Here is a 17,198-nt window from a genome sequence, read left to right as displayed (position 1 = left end):
GTCAGGATTCCTTGACGATGATGCTGCCTACCTGGGTGGCCACCCGCCGCATGTCCTTGGTGACCTCCACCAGCTGGTTGGCGATGTCCCGGTTGCGGGAGTACTGGGCCCACTTCATGTCCGCGATCATGTCCGCCACCCAGACGCGGTGGGTCCGTTCTGCCCGTTTGGCGAGGCGCAGGATCTCGATCCAGTAGTCCTCGAGGTCGTCCAGGTCATTGAGCCTGCGCATGGCGTCAACGGTCAGTTCGGCCTGCCTGCTGATGATCTCCAGCTGGTCTGCGGCGCGCTTCGGGAGGCGGTCCAGCCGGTAGAGGGCCACCAGCTCTGCCGCGGCGTCCATCTTTTCCATGGCTTCGTTGAGGTACCGGGAGAGGGCGTACATGTCCTCGCGGGGCAGGGGATTCACAAAGCTGGTGCGCATGTGCGTCAGCAGCGCGAAATGCAGTTCGGCGGACTTGGCCTCGATGTTGTGCATGTCCTCAACGAGCTTGCCGTGCTCGTCCGCGGGTACGCCAAGGATCTCGGCCAGGGTGGCGGTGGCCAGCACGATCTGTTGTGCCATCTGTGAGAGCAGGTTCAGCCCTGCGGGCTCCTGTGGAAAAAGGCGCAGCTTCACGTGTTTACCGGTCTCCAGGACGTATCAAGGCGGGGGTTGCTGCCGCGTGACTTGACGGCGGCGCGCAACTGACGCTTACTCTACCGGCCCGTAACTGCACCCTCTGAATCGGCCACCTGGAAGAGGGCAGAAAAATGGTGCCGAACCGGATACGCCTCTCGGCGGTAGGCCGCTCTAGGCGGCTAATTGTTGAAGCCCGGGGGTTTCGCGGCTCGGCACCGGTTTCAGTCTTCTACTTCACCCGGCCCAAGTCAATCTTGACAGCGGGGGCTTGGTTCGTCCCGGAAATCCGGTCCGCCGGGGGAAAAGACGCCTCAGTCCAGTTCGCCCAGGCGCCACGCGTTGGCCGCGTGTTCAAGGTCCTCGGCGGTCTTGACCAGCTGGTGGGAGTTGCGGGTCAGTTTGCTGGCGTGGGCCTCGTTGGCATGCTCGGCGCCGTCGGCGAGGGTGGCCTGGCCGAGCGCCACCACGCGGCAGAAGGCGGCGGAACGTTCCAGCGCGACGTCGAAATCGCCGTCGAACGCGCCGGAAAGGATGGCGTCCGCCATGGTGCGCATTTCGTCGGCGCCGGGCGGCTCAGCGGCGCCGGCCACCACGTTGGATACCTGGGCGGTGTCCCTGCCCGCGCGGAAGTAGACGCTGATGCGTTCGGGGTCCTGGACGGTGGCGGCACGCAGTGCGTAGAGCCGCCAGAGGGCGCCGGGAAGGGAGCGGGCAGGGCTCTCCGCCCACATCTCGGCGATGGCGTCCAGGCCTTGTTCGTCCGCGAGCTTCACCAGGCGTTCGGTGATCACCGGATCGTCGCTGTCGCGGCCATGGCGGACCAGGGCCTGCGCGGCAAGGTGGGCAGCCTCTGATACCCGGGCGGGATCGGCACCGCCTGCGAAGGGCTCGAAATCCATCGGAGCGAAGGGCTTGGGCTTATGGTGCCGGTTGCTGCCGCCGTACGGAGTTGTTCCTGCTTGCTCGCTCATGTCCCCCACGCTACTCCTGTGCCACAGCGGAAATCGAGCGTCCGCGGGGCTTGTCCGGTGACGGCGGCAGGGGCCCGGACCGCGGGGTGAAAACGTACGACGGCGGCGCCCGGGCCGCGGGGTGAAAACGTACGACGGCGGCGCCCGGGGCGTGTGCGAAGTGTCCGGAACCATGGGTTAGAGTATTAACGTCCAGAAATGGATTGGGCCGTACGGGCAAAACACAGCGTGTTTGACCGGCCGGCAGGGGCCTTTAGCTCAGTTGGTAGAGCATCGGACTTTTAATCCGTGGGTCGTGGGTTCGAGCCCCACAGGGCCCACCCATCAAGACCACGAGGGTCCGCCGCGAACGTGCAGGCGGACCCCATTTCTTTTGAGCAGCCTCGGTCAGGCAGCCACAACAGTCCCGTTCCGCGGCAGTCCGCCCGCGAACGAGACGGGAACCGCGGAAGCCTGTCCAGGGTCTGCCGAGTCCATGGCCTGCACGTGCACGTGCGGTTCCGTGCTGTTGCCCGAGTTGCCGCACAGTCCCACCGGCTCCCCGCACCCCACCATCTGGCCCGGCTGGACGCAGACGCTCCCGCGCTTGAGATGGCACAGCGCGATGAACACCCCGCCGGACTCGATGATCACGTGGTTGCCGGCCAAGCCCAGCCACCCCTCCCGCACGCGCCGGGCCTGGGTTGCGGCATAACCGATCGAAGGAAAGCCGCGGAAAGCTGCGTGGTCTGGTTCCCCGTCATGGGCGGCGCAGACCACGCCGGACGCCGGCGCCGTCACAGCCCTGCCGAATCCTGTGAAGCGTTCCGGCGGCTCGGGCCGGAACAGCGAGGCCAGGGTGAGCGGCGCCGACTGCCCGCTGGCATCCACTGGTGTGAAATCGATGGCGAAGCTCGTGGCAAAGAGCCGCGTCCCGTGGCTGGGGACCCGGTCTGCCGGTGAGTTCTGCACCAGCCAGGTGCCCGTGAAGGGATAGGCCAGGTCAACCGGGCCTGCCGGATTCACGGTTCAGCCGGCGGGATCGTACTGGAAGGCGCGCAGCTCCTGCGGGCAGCGGCAGGCCACCGCGATCTTCGCAGCCCACTGCACCGCGGCGTCGTATGCGGGCAGTTCCAGCACCGTGTAGCCGCCCTCGATCTGCGCGGTCTGGGGGTAGGTGCCCGCACGTACCGTTCCGTCACCGCTGACGGTGACGGGCGGGACACTCTCGTCAATGCCGCCCCCGAAAACCCAGACTCCGGCGTCTTTGGCCTCCTGGACCACGGCGTGGGCGGCGTCTGCTACTTCCTGCAGGCCGCCGTCGGGGATGTCCATGGCGCCGCTGGGAAACGAGATCAGGTACTTGGTCATTCCGCCGGCTCCTTCTTCGCAAACGGTGGATCACCCTCATCCTTCCCATTGGTCAGCTGCCGCGCAAGGATTCAGCCGCACTCTTCACGGGCGCCCAAGCCGGCGGCCCCAGCGGGCGCAACACGGGGAGCGGCGGGGGCGGCAGCAGGCACAATAGGCACATGGTAAAAACCAGCAAGGGCCGGATGCCGCGCCTGGAAGACGTGGCCAAGGTGGCCGGCGTCTCCCACCAGACCGTCTCCCGGGTGGTGAACAACCACCCCAACGTGAGCAAGGCGACCCGGGAAAAGGTGGAGGCAGCCATTGCCGAGCTGGGGTACCGCCGCAACACCGCGGCCCGGAGCCTGGTCACGCGGCGCTCGCAGACCATCGGCGTGCTGGCCAGTGAACTCTCCCAGTACGGGCCCGCCAACACCCTGCTGGGGGTGGAACATGCGGCCCGCAACGCCGGCTACTTTGTCAGCATCGCGGCGTTGCGGGAAGTGAGCAGGGACGCCATCGCCGACGCGGTGGGCCACTTCATGGACCAGGCCGTGGACGGGATTGCGGTACTGGTCCCGCACGCGGACACCCTGGCCGTGCTGGAGCAGCTGAACCTTCCGGTGCCCGTGGTGGCCGTGGGCTCCGCCGGCAGCGCCTCCGTCAGCGGGGCCATGGTGGACCAGCGCGCGGGCGCCAGGCTCGCCGTCGAACATCTGGTCAAGGAGGGCCACCTGCGGATCGGGCATATCGCCGGCCCTCCCGACTGGACGGACGGTGCCGAGCGCGCGGAGGGCTGGCGCGCGGTGCTTCGGGAGGCAGGGCTGGACGAATCACTCCTGGTGGAAGGGGACTGGAGTGCGGGGAGCGGCTATGCAATCGGCCGCCGGCTGGCGTCCGGACTCACGGCCACGGCCATCTTTGTGGGGAACGACCAGATGGCCCTGGGCCTCCTGCGCGCGTTCACCGAGGCGGGCGTCAGGGTGCCCGACGACGTCTCCGTGGTGGGCTTCGACGACCAGCCCGAAGCGGGCTACTTCACGCCGCCGCTGACAACCGTACGCCAGGACTTCGAGGAACTGGGGCGCCGCTGCATGGACATCATGCTCGCTGAAATTGAGTCAGGTGCCGCGGTGAGCTCCACGGTGGTGCCGCCGCAGCTTGTCCTCCGCGCCAGCACGGCCGCCCCGGCGTCCGGTTAGAGGCTCACGGGGTGCCTGGAGGGGCGGCCTAAACCCCGACGGAAGAAAAGTTAAAAAATCTCCATGAATCTGCATCCAAATCCGGGCCTGCGCCGGTAGTAGGGGTGTCAGCAAAAACGCCCGGCAGCCGGGCCGTTCAAGGAGATGGACATGCGCAACACAATCTTTACCGCAGGTGCCGGGGCGGCAGTCATTGCAGCCGCAATCGCCCTGGCCGGCCCCGCCAACGCAGCAGAGGGAGACGCCCAGCTCTCAGTGCTGCACGGCGTTCCCGGACTCACCGTGGACGTCTGGGTCAACGGCGACCGGACGCTGGACGATTTCACCCCGGGAACCCTCGCCGGTCCGCTGGCCCTTCCCGCGGGCACCTACGAAATTGCCATCACGGCAGCCGACGCACCCGACGCGTCCGCCCCCGCCATCGGTCCCGTCAGCGTCACCCTGGCCGCCAACGGAAACTACACAGCAGCCGCCCACCTCGGCGCAGACGGCAAGCCCACGGCAAGCCTGTTCACCAATGACGTCTCCCGGATCGAGGCCGGCAAGGGCAAACTGACCGTCCGGCATGCCGCCGCCGCACCCGCCGTCGATGTCCTGGCCGGCGGCACCGCCGTCGTCACCAACCTGGCCAACCCGAATGAACAAACCCTGACCCTGGATCCCGGCACGGTCCCGGCCGCAGTTGCCGCCGCCGGCACCACCACCCCCGTGATCGGCCCGGCGGATGTCACGGTGGCCGAAGGGACGCACACCATTGTCTACGCCTGGGGCAGCCTGGCGGACCAGAACCTGAAGCTGGCCGTTCAGACCATCGAGGGCCTGCACACCGCTCCGGCCTCGGTGCCCGGCGCCCTTGACGGTTCCGCAAAGACCGGCGGGGCGGGTCCCGCAGTTGCCACCGCCGGGTTCGGCCTGGCAGCGCTGGCCCTGCTGGCCGGGGCGGTGGGCGTAGGCCGCGCCGTCCGCGCCCGGCGGGCCGAACTGTAGCCGCCCGGCTGTAGGACCATCAGTGCAGGGGCCCGGCCGCACACCCGCGGTCGGGCCCCTGCGCGGGCCCCCTTTGTTCCCCAACCGATGTCTTCTTTGGAAGGAGGCCAGTCATGAACGCACGTACGACGCCGGAAGGCTGGTGCCGCCGTCGGCCTGCCTCAAGGGGTGCGGCAGCAGCGCTGGTGGCTGGAGTGCTGGTTCTCTCCGGCTGCGGTTCGGCCGGCCCGTCCAATTCCGGGCAGGCACCGCCGGCTTCCCTGCTGCCGCAGGCGGCCGCCCCGTCCAGCGCCGCCGCCTCCACCCCAAACCCTTCCAGTCCTGGCAGCACGCGGCCGGGGGACATCCCGCTCCGGCCAGCCACTCTGCCGGTGAACGCTCCAGCCCCGGTACCCACGTCGCTCACCGTGGCCGGCACGGCCATTGATATGCCGGTGGTGCCCGGGGGAGTGTCCACCGCAGGAGCGATGGAGATCCCGGACGTGTTCGACCGTGCCGCCTGGTACAGGTTCGGCCCCGCCCCCGGGGCGGCCGAAGGCGCCGCCGTCATCGCCGGACATATCGACACCACCTCGGACCGCGCGCCCTTCTCCGCCCTGAAGTCGCTCCCGGCGGGAACCATTATCCGCGTGGGAAGGGACGGGGCCCCCGCGCTCAGTTACCGGGTGGTGGGCGTGGAGCTGATGGCCAAGGACAGGTTCGACGGCGCGTCCCTTTTCAGGCGGTCAGGGCCCCATGAACTCAAGCTGGTCACCTGCGGCGGCAAATGGCTGGACGAGCGGATGGACTACAGCGACAATGTGATTGTCACCGCAGTCCCTGCCTGAACCGGTCCCCGCATGAACCAGTTCCTGCACAGCCGGTGGCCAGCCATGTTTCTCGTCGCCGAAGCCGGGAGGGAGCCGCCCGTGACCCTCCCCGGCCGCGCGTCCCCTGGGTGGGATGACGGGCTCACCGCTTCTTTCCTGTCCGGCGATGAGCACGCACTGGCGGCGGCCTACCGCGAGTTCGCGCCGCTGGTGCATACGTTGGCCCTCCGCTCCCTCGCGGACCGCGCGGCGGCGGACGACGTGACCCAGGAGGTCTTCATCCGGGTGTGGCGCTCCCGGAGCACCTTCAACCCGCAGGTGGCCCGGCTCCCGGCGTGGATTGTTGGCATTACGCGCAATGCCATCGCGGATGCCCAGCAGTCGTCGGCCCGCGAAGCGCGCAAAGCCTACGCTGCCGCGGGCGCCGGCCTGGCCGGGGATGCGGGGGCGGGAACGGAGGCCGCGGAAACGCTGGCGGACCGGCTGCTCCTGGACGGTGAATTGGAAAGGCTGGGTGAGCCCCAGGGGTCCATCATGAAGCTTGCCTTCTACGAGGACCTGACGCACGAACAGATTTCGCGGAAACTGGACCTTCCCCTTGGTACCGTCAAGAGCCACATCCGCCGCAGCCTGACGCACCTGAGAAGCAGATTGGAGGTAGACCATGCCGCATCTTGATCCGGAACAGTTGAGCCTCCTGGCGCTGTACGACGACTGGGACGACCCGGGCGGCCGGGAGCACCTCCTGGCCTGCCCGCAGTGCGCCGCCGACTACGCCGCCCTGCGGCGGGCGGTGGACGCGGTGAAGACGACGCCGGACACCAGCCTGCTCTCCGTGCCCGGGCCCCAGGTCTGGGCCGGAATCCACCGCGAACTTGGCTTGGGCGATTACGTCCGGGAGGACCCGCTTGCGGCGGGGGTGCCGGCGGAACCCGGGCCTGTGGAAGACGTTTCAGGGGAACGCGGGGCTGAGCGTCGCGGGGCTGGCGGAGGTGCCGCACCACCTGCCGGCACGCCCGCACCCGGGGACGTGCCGACGTCGAACGTTGTCCCTCTCGGTGACAAAACAAGCGGCAGCCGGACAAGGCGAACCCGGGCAGGGGGTGCCGGAACGGACCGTGCCCGGACGAGGGGCGCGTGGCAGCGCCCCGGAACGTGGCTGGCAACGGCGGCAGCTGCTGTCCTGGTGGTTTTCGGCGCCGTCTGGGCCTTCAACCGCCCGCCCCAGCCCCAGGAGCTGGCGGCAACCCAGCTGACCCCGCTGCCGCAGCACTCCGCGGCGGGATCGGCCAAAGTGGTGGAGGCCAAGGATGGTTCCCGCAGCCTGGAGGTCAGCCTGGACAAGGATGAAGCCAAGGGTTACCAGGAGGTGTGGCTGATCGCGCCGGACCTTTCCAAGCTGGTCAGCCTGGGCGTCATGAACTCCACATCAGGAACGTTCCCGGTGCCTGCCGGACTTGACCTGTCCCAGTACCCGGTGGTGGATGTATCGGACGAGCCCATGGACGGCAACCCGGCCCACTCCACCATAAGTATTGCCCGGGGCACCCTCACATCCTGATTCGGGCCCGCGGGCGCACCCGCCAACCAGGCTGGACCGGCAGCGGGTCAGCGGCCGAAGTGTGAGTGCGGAGCACCTTCCGGAAGCCGCTCCAGGATGTCCTCGGCCACCTTGCGCACCTTGATGTTCCGGTGGCTTGACGCCTTGGCGAGGATGGCGAACGCCTCCTGGTAGGAGCACCTGTTCTGGGCCATGATCACGCCGCAGGCCACATTGATGGACGTGCGGCTGTCCAGGGCCGAGCGGAGGTCCGTGGCCAGCGACCGCGCAGTGTGCAGGTTGATAGCCATCTGCAGGCTTTTGGTTGCCAGCATCGCGAAGGTACGTGCCTCCGCGATGACCTGGAGCGGGAAGGCCTTCGAGTCCTGGGCGAAGAAGGCGAGGGCGGCCCTTGACTGGCCGAGTTCGCTGTTGCCGGGGATCCCGTCGTCGGTGGGAAGTTCTGCGTCCAGGCGGAGCCTGACCGCGAGGGCGCTGCCGAAGCCGGCCGCCTGCAGTTGGCTGGAATAGTGGCGCCAGCGGAAGTCCCCGTTCCTTTGGAGGACGGCCACGGGGTGGCCGCCTGCCATGACGTCGGTCACCGGTCCTTCGGCCGTTTCCCGTTCCCACTCCAGCAGGGTGACTACCTCGTCGGTGGTGCCGGTGACGGCGGGACCGCGTTTGGGCTGGTGAAGCACCAGGCCGCAGCCGACGTCGATGCCGGCGGTCCTGACCACGTGCGCGGCCGATGCCGCCACCAGCAGGTCCAGGGAGTCTGCCAGGGTCCGGGCGCCATTGACCAGGTCCAGCAGGAGAGCCGTGTTCTGTGGGTTTGCGTGCTCATGGCTGCCCTCCCCGGGCAGCGGTGCGTGGCCCCTCCGGGAGAGCGGAGGGGTAAGAGGGCCGGCGACGGCTGGGGGAGAGTCCTTGGTCTCGAAGGACTCCTCGTCGCCGGCCCCGCCTATCACCCGGGTCCGATGGACCGGGAAGCCTGCGCGGCCTATGTGTGGTGAACGATGCATTGCCGGTCTCACACCCCCCTAGTGAGCCAAGTACCGAGAGCCTGAAGGTCTTGTCTCTGTGAAAAAACCTAATGGGCCTCCAGTCCCCGGTGAATGCGTAGCTGGTACCTGTTTTTTCGATTAGGTAGTACTTGGAGGTTCCGGGTCCTGCGCTGGTTGGAGCGTCGCCGCAGGTGGGCGCGCCGCGGGGTCCTCCGGCCCCGGCTGGAACCTTTCGGCGGCGCCGCAGGCCAAACCCTTGACTCCCGGAGGGGGGCAACAAACAATGTCTTCTATAACGTTGTAAAAAATACCCGAGGATATCCCTGTGACCCAGCCACAACCCGCCGCAGCCAAAATCACCATCGATCCGTCGTTCACCGTGGGCCCCGTCCGCCGTCGAACGTTTGGCGCGTTCGTTGAGCACCTGGGCCGGTGCGTCTACACCGGGATCTTCGAACCCGGACACCCGGACGCCGATGAGGACGGCTTCCGCAAGGACGTCCTGGAACTGACCCGTGAACTTGGCGTTTCCACCGTGCGCTACCCGGGCGGCAACTTCGTCTCCGGCTACCGCTGGGAGGACGGCGTGGGCCCGGTGGACCAGCGTCCGGCCCGCCTGGACCTGGCCTGGCACTCAACCGACCCCAATACCGTGGGCGTGGACGAGTTCGCCAGGTGGTCGGCCAAGGCGGGCGTGGAACCCATGATGGCCGTCAACCTGGGCACCCGCGGCGTGCAGGAGGCACTGGACCTCGTGGAGTACTGCAACATCGACGGCGGGACCGCCCTCTCCGAGCAACGCCGCAGCAACGGGGCAGGCAACGGCTACGGCATCAAGATGTGGTGCCTGGGCAACGAAATGGACGGCCCCTGGCAGATTGGCCACAAGAACGCCCTGGAGTACGGCCGGCTCGCGGCGGACACAGCCCGCGGGATGCGCATGATCGACCCGGACCTGGAACTCGTGGCCTGCGGCAGCTCCGGGCCCAGCATGCCCACCTTTGGGGAGTGGGAGCGGGTGGTCCTGGCGGAAACCTACGACCTGGTGGACCTGATCTCGGCGCACCAGTACTTCGAGGACTTCGGCGACCTGCAGGAGCACCTGGCTGCCGGGCACAAGATGGAAGCCTTTATCCGCGACATCGTGAGCCACATCGACCACGTGAAGTCAGTCAAGAAGTCCAGCAGGCAGGTGGACATCTCCTTCGACGAGTGGAACGTCTGGCACATGAGCCGTGACGAGTCCAAGGTGCCCACAGGCAAGGACTGGCCGGTGGCCCCCGTCCTGCTGGAGGACACCTACACAGTGGCGGACGCCGTAGTGGTGGGGGACCTCCTGGTCACGCTGCTCCGGAACACCGACCGCGTCCACTCGGCAAGCCTGGCGCAGCTGGTGAACGTCATCGCACCCATCATGACCGAACCCGGAGGCCGGTCCTGGAAGCAGACCACCTTCCACCCCTTCGCCCTGACCTCCCGGCACGCCTCCGGCACGGTGCTGCAGCTCGCCGTCGAATCCCCCTTGGTCAACGGCGGCACCACGACCGGCTTCGCGGCACTGTCCGCCGTCGCCACCTACGACCCGGACAAGGGTGAGGCCACAGTGTTCGCAGTGAACCGATCGGCCGCCGATGCCCTCGCACTGGATGCTGCCGTGGCAGGCCTGGGCGATGTCCGGGTGGTGGAGGCCGTCACCTACGCCAACAAGGACCCCTACTGGCAGGCCAGCGCCGACGATTCTACCTCCGTCCTGCCCTCGGAAAACGGCACGGTGAAGGTGGAAGGCGGCCGGCTCACCGCTGAGCTTCCGGCCGTGTCCTGGTCCATGATCCGGCTGGCCGTGGAGTCCTGACCCGGCGAAATTTCCCTGGGGGTGTGCTTATGACGACGGCGGTCCGCAGGTGGGAGGATGGACGGCATGGAACTGCACATCACGGGTGATCCCGCCGCGGACAAGTTGTTGAGTGAGGACGACTTCGCCCTCCTGACCGGCATGCTGCTGGACCAGCAGGTAACGATGGAATCCGCGTTCGCCGGGCCGGAAAAGATCCGGACCCGGATCGGGTCGCTCAAGCCCGGGGCCATTGCGGCGCATGATCCTGCGGCGTTCGTGGAGATGTTCAAGGAACGGCCCGCCGTCCACCGTTTTCCGGGCTCCATGGCTGCGCGCGTGCAGGCGCTCGCCGAGGCGGTTCGGAACGAGTGGGACGGTGACGCCGCCGCCATCTGGACCAAGGGGTCGCCGGACGGTGCCGAGGTGCTGCGGCGGCTCAAGGCGCTGCCCGGTTTCGGGGAGCAAAAGGCGAAGATCTTCCTTGCCTTGCTGGGCAAGCAGCGGGGCCTGGAGGCTCCGGGCTGGCGCGAAGCGGCAGGCCACTACGGTGAGGATGGCGCCTTCCTGTCGGTGGCCGATATCGTGGACCCGGAGTCCCTGGTCAAGGTGCGGGCCAGCAAGCAGGCTGCCAAGGCGGCGGCAAAGGCAGGAAAAGAACGTTAATGGCAGTCACCATGAACGACGTCGCGAGGGCGGCAGGCGTCTCCCTCAAAACCGTTTCGAACGTCCTGAACGACTATGAATTCATCCGTCCCGCCACCAAGCAACGGGTGCAGGATGCCATCGCGGAGCTGGGCTACGAGGCCAACCTCACCGCCCGCAGCCTGCGGTCCGGCAAGACGTCCATGCTGGGCCTGGTCCTGTCCGACCTTTCTGCCCCCTACTATGCCGAGCTGGCGTCCAGGCTGATGAAGGCTGCCGCCCGGCACGGGTACCGGGTGATGGTGGAGCAGTCCGACGCCGAAGCCTCCGCTGAACTTGGCGCCCTCCAGGGGACCTTCCGGCAGCTCACCGACGGCCTCCTGTTCACGCCGCTGGTGGTGGACGCGGATGCTATTGCCGCGCGGGCGGGCAAAAAACCGGTGGTGATGCTCGGCGAGCACATCGTGGATCCCCGGTTCGATCTGGTGACCATGAAGAATGAGGAAGCCGCGGCTGCGCTGACCAGGCATCTGCTGGCCGGCGGCCGCCGTCGTATCGCCGTGGTGGGAGCGAACGCGGGGGAGTCCGCCGGGACTGCGGGCCTGCGCCTGAACGGGTACCGGAGTGCGCTGGCGGAAGCAGGCATCGCCTTCGACGCCGCGCTCGTGGCACCGGCTGAATGGCGGCGCGATACGGGTGCTGCCGCCGTCGCCGGCCTGCTGGATAAGGGCGTGGAGTTCGACGCCGTCTTCGGGCTGAATGACGTACTGGCGCTGGGGGCCATGCACGAGCTGCTGATCCGCGGCGTCAAGGTGCCGCAGGACGTGGCGGTGGCCGGTTTTGACGACATCGACGAGGCGCGGTTCGCGTCCCCCTCCCTGACCACCGTCTCGCCGGGCATGGATGAGATCGCGGAGCGGTCCATCCATCTGCTGCTGGAGCGGATCGCCGGCAGGGAGCCCTCGGAACAGGGCGTGCACGTGGAAGCCGGGTTCGAACTGAAGGTCAGGGAATCCGCACCCTAGGGTTTCGCCGCGCTCCACGCGGGTAACTTTTCCTCACCACCCGGCCCACCGGTTCAACGAGGAAAGGTGCCCACATGATTGCCCTCCTGGTCATCGACATGCAGAACGCATTCTTCGAAACGCCCGAACTGGCGGCCCAGCAGGACCGGGTGGTGAGTGAGTGCAACCGGCTGCTGGAAGGGTTCAAGGCCGCCGGGCACGCCGCGCTCCTGGTCGGCACCGAACACGAGCGGGACAAGTCCACCTGGACCCTGAGCATGCTGGACGATGACCAGGGCTTCATCTTCCGCGGGAGCGGGCAGGCCCAGTCGGTGCCCGGCCTCATCAGGAAGGACCTGCCCCAGTTGAACAAGACCAGGGACAGCGCCTTCGTGGGAACCAACCTGCTGGCGCGGCTGCGGAACTGGGACGCCGGCGAGGTGGTGCTCGCCGGCGTCTCCACGCACAACTGCATCGCCCAGACCGCAGCCGACGCATTCGCGCACAACATCCGGGTCACCTACGCCAAGGACGCGATGGCCTCCGAAGCCGACCAGGACGCTGCCGACATGCTCCGCATCCTCTCCGCCACTTACCGGCAGCCCATCCAGTCCAGCGACGAGATCCTTGCCCGGCTCAGCGGGGCAAACTAGCCTTCCCACCGTTGGGGCATATCCCCAGCTTTTGTTGATACTCCTGAAACCTGGCGGAAACGTGACCCGCTTACGCTGGCAGCACGCCGCAGGCCGTCGAAGGGAACCCCATGCATCTTATGCCGCGTGAGCAGGAGAAACTCCTGATCGTGGTGGCCGCCGACCTGGCCCGCCGAAGGCAGTCCCGCGGCCTCAAGCTCAACTACCCCGAGGCCGTGGCCATCATCAGCTATGAACTGATCGAAGGCGCCCGCGACGGCAGGAGCGTGGCCGACCTCATGAGTTACGGCACCACCCTGCTCACCCGGGAGGACGTGATGGAAGGCGTGCCGGAGATGATCCACGACGTCCAGATCGAGGCCACCTTCCCGGACGGCACCAAGCTGGTCACCGTCCATAACCCCATCCGTTAAGGAGCGCGGCAATGATTCCAGGCGAGTACGTCCTCCGGCCGGAGCCCGTGACCGCGAATGCGGGCCGTAAGGCCATCGAGGTGGCCGTGACCAACACGGGCGACCGGCCCGTCCAGGTGGGGTCGCATTTCCATTTTGCCGAGGCCAACGCGGCCCTGGCCTTCGACCGCGAAGCAGCTTACGGCCGGCGCCTGGACATCCCAGCGGGAACGGCGGCCAGGTTCGAGCCGGGGGATTCGCGGAACGTAAGGCTTATCGAACTGGCGGGGACACGGGAGGTTTACGGGCTCAGCAACGCGGTCAATGGAAGGCTCGACGGCGGGACGCGCCAAAGCGGGCCTGTTACGGAAGGGGACGGCGAGTGAGCTTCGACATTCCGCGCCGGCAGTACGCGGACCTCTACGGCCCCACCACCGGGGACAGGATCCGCCTGGCGGACACCGGACTCTTCCTCGAAATCGAAGAGGACCTCACCGTGTACGGCGAGGAAGTGGTGTTCGGCGGCGGCAAGGTGATCCGGGACGGCATGGGGCAGAACGGCCAGGCAACCCGTGATGAGGACATTCCGGACACCGTCATCACCAACGCCGTGATCCTGGACCACACGGGCATCTACAAGGCGGACGTGGCGCTGAAGGACGGCCACATCTGCCGGATCGGCAAGGCCGGCAACCCGCAGATCACCGACGGCGTGGACATCGTGATCGGCTCGAGCACCGAAATCATCGCGGGCGAGCGGAAAATCCTCACCGCCGGCGGCATCGACACCCACATCCACTTCATCTCCCCGGACCAGATCCCCACCGCCCTGGCAAGCGGCGTGACCACGATGATCGGCGGCGGCACCGGCCCTGCCGAAGGCACCAAAGCCACCACCGTGACGCCCGGAAAGTGGCACATCCAGCGGATGCTGCAGGCCGCCGAGGCATTCCCCATGAACATCGGCCTGTTCGGCAAAGGCCACGCGTCCGCCGTCGAACCCCTCGCCGAGCAGATCCGTGCCGGTGCCATCGGGCTCAAAGTCCATGAAGACTGGGGAGCCACCACCTCCTCCATCGACACATCGCTCCAGGTCGCGGACGAGTACGACGTCCAGGTGGCCATCCACACCGACACCCTGAACGAGTGCGGGTTCGTGGAGGACACCATCCGCGCCATCGCCGGCCGGGTCATCCACACTTTCCACACCGAAGGCGCAGGCGGCGGCCACGCTCCGGACATCATCAAGATTGCAGGCATGCCCAACGTCCTGCCGGCCTCCACCAACCCCACACTGCCGTACACGCGCAACACCATCGAAGAGCACCTGGACATGCTGATGGTCTGCCACCACCTCAACCCGGACATCCCCGAGGACGTGGCCTTCGCCGATTCCCGCATCCGCGCCGAAACCATCGCCGCGGAGGACGTCCTGCAGGACCTGGGCATCTTCTCCATCACCTCCTCCGACTCCCAGGCCATGGGCCGGGTAGGCGAGGTAATAACGCGCACCTGGCAGGTGGCGGACAAGATGAAGAAGCAGCGCGGGATGTTGGAAGATGCCGACGGCGGGGCGCACGGCAGTGCGGACAGCGACAACTTCCGGCTCAAGCGCTACGTGGCCAAGTACACCGTCAACCCCGCCATCGCACAGGGCATCGCTGATTCCGTAGGGTCAGTGGAAGTGGGCAAGTTCGCGGACCTGGTGCTGTGGGACCCGGCATTCTTCGGCGTCAAACCGGAATTGGTGCTCAAGGGCGGCCAGATCGCCTACGCACTCATGGGCGACTCCAACGGGTCCATCCCCACCCCGCAGCCGCGCACCATGCGTCCCATGTTCGCCACCTTCGGCAAGGCCGTTCAGCAGTCCTCCATCACCTTCCTGTCCAAAGCAGCTATCGACGCCGGTGTGCCCCAGGAGCTGGGGCTGGAAAAGGTCATCCGGCCCGTCTCCGGCATCCGGACCCTCACCAAAGCCGACCTCAAATACAACGACGCCACGCCCGACATCCAGGTGGACCCGGAAACCTACCGGGTCACGGTGGACGGCGAGGACGTCACCTGCGAACCGTCCGACGTGCTGCCCATGGCCCAGCGGTACTTCCTCTTCTAGAACCGCGAAATTCCAAACCCCCGAAAGCAACCACATGATCATCGACAAAGTCCTGGGCAACCTGCACGACCTGCCGGACTCCGACCTCGCAGCCTACGCCGGCCTGCACCGCGAAAAAGTCGTCCTGCCCAGCGCCCAGCTGGTCAAACGCATCCAGCGCGCCACCACCGACCACGGCAAGGAAATCGGCATCCGCCTCCCCGCCGGCTCCGGCGACCTCCGCGACGGCGACATCCTCCACGTCGAAGAAGCCAACATGATCGTGGTGTCCGTGCTGCCCACCGACGTCCTGGTCATCGCGCCCCGCACCATCCACGAAATGGGCGTCACTGCGCACTCCCTCGGCAACCGCCACCTCCAGGCACAATTCTTCGACGCGGACAGCGAGTACGGGGCGGCCGTCATGGTGTGCGCCTACGACCACACCGTCGAGGACTACCTCACTCATGCCGGTGTGCCCTACTCCCGCCAGGAACGCGTCATGCCCGTGCCTTTTCGCCATGCTGAACACTCGCACTAGTAACCCTGTCGCAGCGCTGCGCGCTCCACGGGTGGTGTCACTTGGGTGCGCCGGCCCGGATTGGGGGCCGTGCCCGTCCCCAGGCGCTCCCAACCCTCGCAAGCTCGGGTCGGGGCCCTCGCGCCAGTGGGCCCCCCACGAGGCCCGCCACGCCGCGGCCCCATATCCCTCGCGTCGCTTGGGTTCGTCGCCTTGGGTGCGCCTTTCGTGAGCGGGTATCAGCTTGCTCTTCAGCAGCTCACTGACTCTGCGCTTCCTACTGGGGCTTTTGCTCACTCTTTTGGGTTTGAGACGTACATCGATCGGGAGCTCGTTTTTGATGAAGGGTCTTTCGGGCTCTGGCTCGGTGCCTTCGTCGGCCAGCAGCTGACTTACTCCGATGGGCTTGCTGTTCGGCTTTTGTATGAGGGGGCTGAACTTGGGGCGCTGGATGCTCTCCTCTCTGCCTCTTTGTTGCCGCGGCAGGTCCGGGAGGCGAGCGTGAAGATGGGCGGCCGGCTGCTCGAGATTGGGGCTGAGGTGTTTCCCTCGCCTGCGCTGGAACTGTACCGGGACCTGGTGGCCACAGGACGGGCCGCCGGGCACCAGCCGCTGGCGTTCGCCGTCGTCGCCCGCTCCCTGGGCGTACCGCTGCAGGAGGCGCTCGCCGCCTACCTCTTCGCCACCGTCACGTCCCTCACCCAGAACGCCGTCCGCGCCATCCCGCTCGGCCAGAACGCCGGCCAGCGCGTGCTGCGGAAAGCGCACGACGACGTCGCTGCCGCCATCGACGCGGTCGCGCACCTCACGGCGGACGACCTCGGCGCCGTCAGCCCCGGACTGGAAATTTCGCAAATGCGGCACGAACGCCAGCGTGCCCGGATGTTCATGAGCTGACAGGGCTCGTGACCTAGGAGGAAACCATGACTGAACCCATCAAAATCGGCATCGGCGGGCCCGTCGGCGCCGGCAAAACCCAGCTCGTGGAACGGCTCACCCGACATATGAGCGGCGACATCTCCATGGCCGCCATCACCAACGACATCTACACCATCGAGGACGCCAAAATCCTCGCCGCCAACGGCATCCTGCCCGTGGATCGCATCATCGGCGTCGAAACCGGCGGCTGCCCGCACACCGCCATCCGCGAAGACACCTCCATGAACACCGCCGCCATCGAGGAACTCAAAGCCCGGCACCCGGACCTGCAGGTCATCTTCGTCGAATCCGGCGGCGACAACCTCTCCGCCACCTTCAGCCCCGAACTGGTGGACTTCTCCATCTACATCATCGACGTGGCCCAAGGCGAAAAGATCCCCCGCAAAGCCGGCCAGGGCATGATCAAATCCGACCTCTTCATCATCAACAAAACCGACCTCGCACCTCACGTCGGCGCCGACCTCGCCGTCATGGAACGGGACTCCAAGGAATTCCGTGGCAACAAGCCGTTCTGCTTCACCAACCTCAAAACCGACGAAGGCCTCGAGAAGGTCATCGAATGGATAAGGCACGACGTCCTGATGCTCGACCTGGCATGAGCACGACGGCGGCAGCAAGTTCCGCGCGTCCGTCACCGGGGCTTCCACCCGCGTCCGCT

The 17,198-nt window shown here is 67.1% G+C and carries 20 protein-coding genes and 1 tRNA gene; 16 read left to right on the top strand and 5 right to left on the bottom strand.

From position 1 onward, the window contains the following. Position 1: 1 nt before the first annotated feature. Together BACI349Y_RS18500 and BACI349Y_RS18495 are read right to left on the bottom strand one after the other, a co-directional pair. Positions 2-619 carry a DUF47 domain-containing protein gene (locus BACI349Y_RS18500; protein ID WP_159634237.1) on the bottom strand — a complete coding sequence of 206 codons (618 nt, stop codon included), beginning with the start codon at positions 617-619 and terminating at the stop codon, positions 2-4. Positions 620-933: 314 nt separating this feature from the next. Continuing rightward, positions 934-1,593, bottom strand: coding sequence for a hypothetical protein (locus tag BACI349Y_RS18495; protein WP_159634234.1), 660 nt, complete (start codon positions 1,591-1,593; stop codon positions 934-936). 247 nt (positions 1,594-1,840) lie between these two features. On the opposite strand from BACI349Y_RS18495, the gene BACI349Y_RS18490 reads away from it, so the two are divergent. After that, positions 1,841-1,913: transfer RNA gene (locus BACI349Y_RS18490), tRNA-Lys, on the top strand. A gap of 67 nt (positions 1,914-1,980) precedes the next feature. On the opposite strand, the gene BACI349Y_RS18485 is transcribed toward BACI349Y_RS18490, so the two are convergent. Beyond that, complete coding sequence (locus BACI349Y_RS18485; RefSeq protein ID WP_159634231.1) at positions 1,981-2,598, bottom strand: M23 family metallopeptidase; 618 nt, start codon at positions 2,596-2,598, stop codon at positions 1,981-1,983. A 3-nt stretch (positions 2,599-2,601) separates the two neighbouring features. Beyond that, positions 2,602-2,943 (bottom strand): YciI family protein, encoded by a 342-nt coding sequence (locus BACI349Y_RS18480; protein ID WP_159634228.1) that lies wholly within the window; start codon positions 2,941-2,943, stop codon positions 2,602-2,604. Between the two features lie 161 nt (positions 2,944-3,104). On the opposite strand from BACI349Y_RS18480, the gene BACI349Y_RS18475 reads away from it, so the two are divergent. The 5 genes from BACI349Y_RS18475 to BACI349Y_RS18455 all read left to right on the top strand — a co-directional run bounded on the left by BACI349Y_RS18475 (position 3,105) and on the right by BACI349Y_RS18455 (position 7,481). After that, positions 3,105-4,124 (top strand): LacI family DNA-binding transcriptional regulator, encoded by a 1,020-nt coding sequence (locus BACI349Y_RS18475; RefSeq protein WP_159634225.1) that lies wholly within the window; start codon positions 3,105-3,107, stop codon positions 4,122-4,124. Positions 4,125-4,274: 150 nt separating this feature from the next. Beyond that, positions 4,275-5,111 carry a DUF4397 domain-containing protein gene (locus BACI349Y_RS18470; RefSeq protein WP_159634222.1) on the top strand — a complete coding sequence of 279 codons (837 nt, stop codon included), beginning with the start codon at positions 4,275-4,277 and terminating at the stop codon, positions 5,109-5,111. Between the two features lie 113 nt (positions 5,112-5,224). Next, on the top strand, positions 5,225-5,938 hold the full coding sequence (locus BACI349Y_RS18465; RefSeq protein WP_159634219.1) for a class F sortase: 714 nt from the start codon (positions 5,225-5,227) through the stop codon (positions 5,936-5,938). Positions 5,939-5,983: 45 nt separating this feature from the next. Further along, positions 5,984-6,598, top strand: coding sequence for an RNA polymerase sigma factor (locus BACI349Y_RS18460; RefSeq protein ID WP_201302475.1), 615 nt, complete (start codon positions 5,984-5,986; stop codon positions 6,596-6,598). Continuing rightward, positions 6,585-7,481, top strand: coding sequence for an anti-sigma factor (locus BACI349Y_RS18455; protein WP_159634212.1), 897 nt, complete (start codon positions 6,585-6,587; stop codon positions 7,479-7,481). The genes BACI349Y_RS18460 and BACI349Y_RS18455 overlap by 14 nt, the downstream gene beginning before the upstream one ends. A gap of 47 nt (positions 7,482-7,528) precedes the next feature. Here the strand turns inward: BACI349Y_RS18455 and BACI349Y_RS18450 are convergent, their stop codons facing one another. Next, entirely contained in the window at positions 7,529-8,428 is a 900-nt protein-coding gene (locus BACI349Y_RS18450) for an ANTAR domain-containing response regulator (RefSeq protein ID WP_236560922.1), read from the bottom strand. A gap of 361 nt (positions 8,429-8,789) precedes the next feature. Between BACI349Y_RS18450 and arfA the strand changes: the two genes are divergently transcribed. The 10 genes from arfA to ureG all read left to right on the top strand — a co-directional run bounded on the left by arfA (position 8,790) and on the right by ureG (position 17,139). Beyond that, complete coding sequence (gene arfA, locus BACI349Y_RS18445) at positions 8,790-10,316, top strand: arabinosylfuranosidase ArfA (protein WP_159634209.1); 1,527 nt, start codon at positions 8,790-8,792, stop codon at positions 10,314-10,316. A 57-nt stretch (positions 10,317-10,373) separates the two neighbouring features. Beyond that, positions 10,374-10,961: an HhH-GPD-type base excision DNA repair protein gene (locus BACI349Y_RS18440; RefSeq protein WP_159634206.1), complete on the top strand. Its 588-nt coding sequence runs from the start codon at positions 10,374-10,376 to the stop codon at positions 10,959-10,961. Further along, positions 10,961-11,965 (top strand): LacI family DNA-binding transcriptional regulator, encoded by a 1,005-nt coding sequence (locus BACI349Y_RS18435; RefSeq protein WP_159634203.1) that lies wholly within the window; start codon positions 10,961-10,963, stop codon positions 11,963-11,965. Before BACI349Y_RS18440 ends, BACI349Y_RS18435 begins: the two co-directional genes overlap by 1 nt. Before the next feature lie 74 nt (positions 11,966-12,039). Further along, on the top strand, positions 12,040-12,597 hold the full coding sequence (locus BACI349Y_RS18430) for a cysteine hydrolase family protein (RefSeq protein WP_159634200.1): 558 nt from the start codon (positions 12,040-12,042) through the stop codon (positions 12,595-12,597). A gap of 110 nt (positions 12,598-12,707) precedes the next feature. Next, positions 12,708-13,010: an urease subunit gamma gene (locus tag BACI349Y_RS18425; RefSeq protein ID WP_159634196.1), complete on the top strand. Its 303-nt coding sequence runs from the start codon at positions 12,708-12,710 to the stop codon at positions 13,008-13,010. Positions 13,011-13,021: 11 nt separating this feature from the next. Continuing rightward, complete coding sequence (locus tag BACI349Y_RS18420) at positions 13,022-13,375, top strand: urease subunit beta (RefSeq protein WP_159634193.1); 354 nt, start codon at positions 13,022-13,024, stop codon at positions 13,373-13,375. Further along, positions 13,372-15,102, top strand: coding sequence for an urease subunit alpha (gene ureC / locus BACI349Y_RS18415; protein ID WP_159634191.1), 1,731 nt, complete (start codon positions 13,372-13,374; stop codon positions 15,100-15,102). Before BACI349Y_RS18420 ends, ureC begins: the two co-directional genes overlap by 4 nt. A 34-nt stretch (positions 15,103-15,136) precedes the next feature. After that, positions 15,137-15,622 (top strand): urease accessory protein UreE, encoded by a 486-nt coding sequence (gene ureE, locus BACI349Y_RS18410; RefSeq protein ID WP_159634188.1) that lies wholly within the window; start codon positions 15,137-15,139, stop codon positions 15,620-15,622. 207 nt (positions 15,623-15,829) lie between these two features. Continuing rightward, a complete protein-coding gene (locus BACI349Y_RS18405; RefSeq protein WP_159634185.1) occupies positions 15,830-16,498 on the top strand; it encodes an urease accessory protein UreF in 669 nt (222 codons plus the stop codon). Between the two features lie 26 nt (positions 16,499-16,524). Beyond that, positions 16,525-17,139, top strand: coding sequence for an urease accessory protein UreG (gene ureG / locus BACI349Y_RS18400; RefSeq protein ID WP_159634182.1), 615 nt, complete (start codon positions 16,525-16,527; stop codon positions 17,137-17,139). Positions 17,140-17,198 lie beyond the last annotated feature (59 nt).

The organism is Arthrobacter sp. 8AJ (genome assembly GCF_902506025.1).
GTDB lineage: Bacteria > Actinomycetota > Actinomycetes > Actinomycetales > Micrococcaceae > Arthrobacter.
The sequence above is the reverse complement of the archived record's forward strand: the minus strand, read 5'-3'. Positions and strand labels throughout refer to the sequence as shown.

Excerpts from the sequence above, each read along its gene's own strand:
- BACI349Y_RS18435 (WP_159634203.1), top strand. The coding sequence starts at position 10,961 with ATGGCAGTCACCATGAACGACGTCGCGAGGGCGGCAGGCGTCTCCCTC.
- BACI349Y_RS18475 (WP_159634225.1), top strand. The coding sequence starts at position 3,105 with ATGGTAAAAACCAGCAAGGGCCGGATGCCGCGCCTGGAAGACGTGGCC.
- BACI349Y_RS18470 (WP_159634222.1), top strand. The coding sequence starts at position 4,275 with ATGCGCAACACAATCTTTACCGCAGGTGCCGGGGCGGCAGTCATTGCA.
- BACI349Y_RS18460 (WP_201302475.1), top strand. The coding sequence starts at position 5,984 with ATGTTTCTCGTCGCCGAAGCCGGGAGGGAGCCGCCCGTGACCCTCCCC.
- BACI349Y_RS18480 (WP_159634228.1), bottom strand. The coding sequence starts at position 2,943 with ATGACCAAGTACCTGATCTCGTTTCCCAGCGGCGCCATGGACATCCCC.
- BACI349Y_RS18430 (WP_159634200.1), top strand. The coding sequence starts at position 12,040 with ATGATTGCCCTCCTGGTCATCGACATGCAGAACGCATTCTTCGAAACG.
- BACI349Y_RS18425 (WP_159634196.1), top strand. The coding sequence starts at position 12,708 with ATGCATCTTATGCCGCGTGAGCAGGAGAAACTCCTGATCGTGGTGGCC.
- BACI349Y_RS18465 (WP_159634219.1), top strand. The coding sequence starts at position 5,225 with ATGAACGCACGTACGACGCCGGAAGGCTGGTGCCGCCGTCGGCCTGCC.
- ureE (WP_159634188.1), top strand. The coding sequence starts at position 15,137 with ATGATCATCGACAAAGTCCTGGGCAACCTGCACGACCTGCCGGACTCC.
- BACI349Y_RS18440 (WP_159634206.1), top strand. The coding sequence starts at position 10,374 with ATGGACGGCATGGAACTGCACATCACGGGTGATCCCGCCGCGGACAAG.
- ureG (WP_159634182.1), top strand. The coding sequence starts at position 16,525 with ATGACTGAACCCATCAAAATCGGCATCGGCGGGCCCGTCGGCGCCGGC.
- BACI349Y_RS18420 (WP_159634193.1), top strand. The coding sequence starts at position 13,022 with ATGATTCCAGGCGAGTACGTCCTCCGGCCGGAGCCCGTGACCGCGAAT.
- BACI349Y_RS18455 (WP_159634212.1), top strand. The coding sequence starts at position 6,585 with ATGCCGCATCTTGATCCGGAACAGTTGAGCCTCCTGGCGCTGTACGAC.
- BACI349Y_RS18495 (WP_159634234.1), bottom strand. The coding sequence starts at position 1,593 with ATGAGCGAGCAAGCAGGAACAACTCCGTACGGCGGCAGCAACCGGCAC.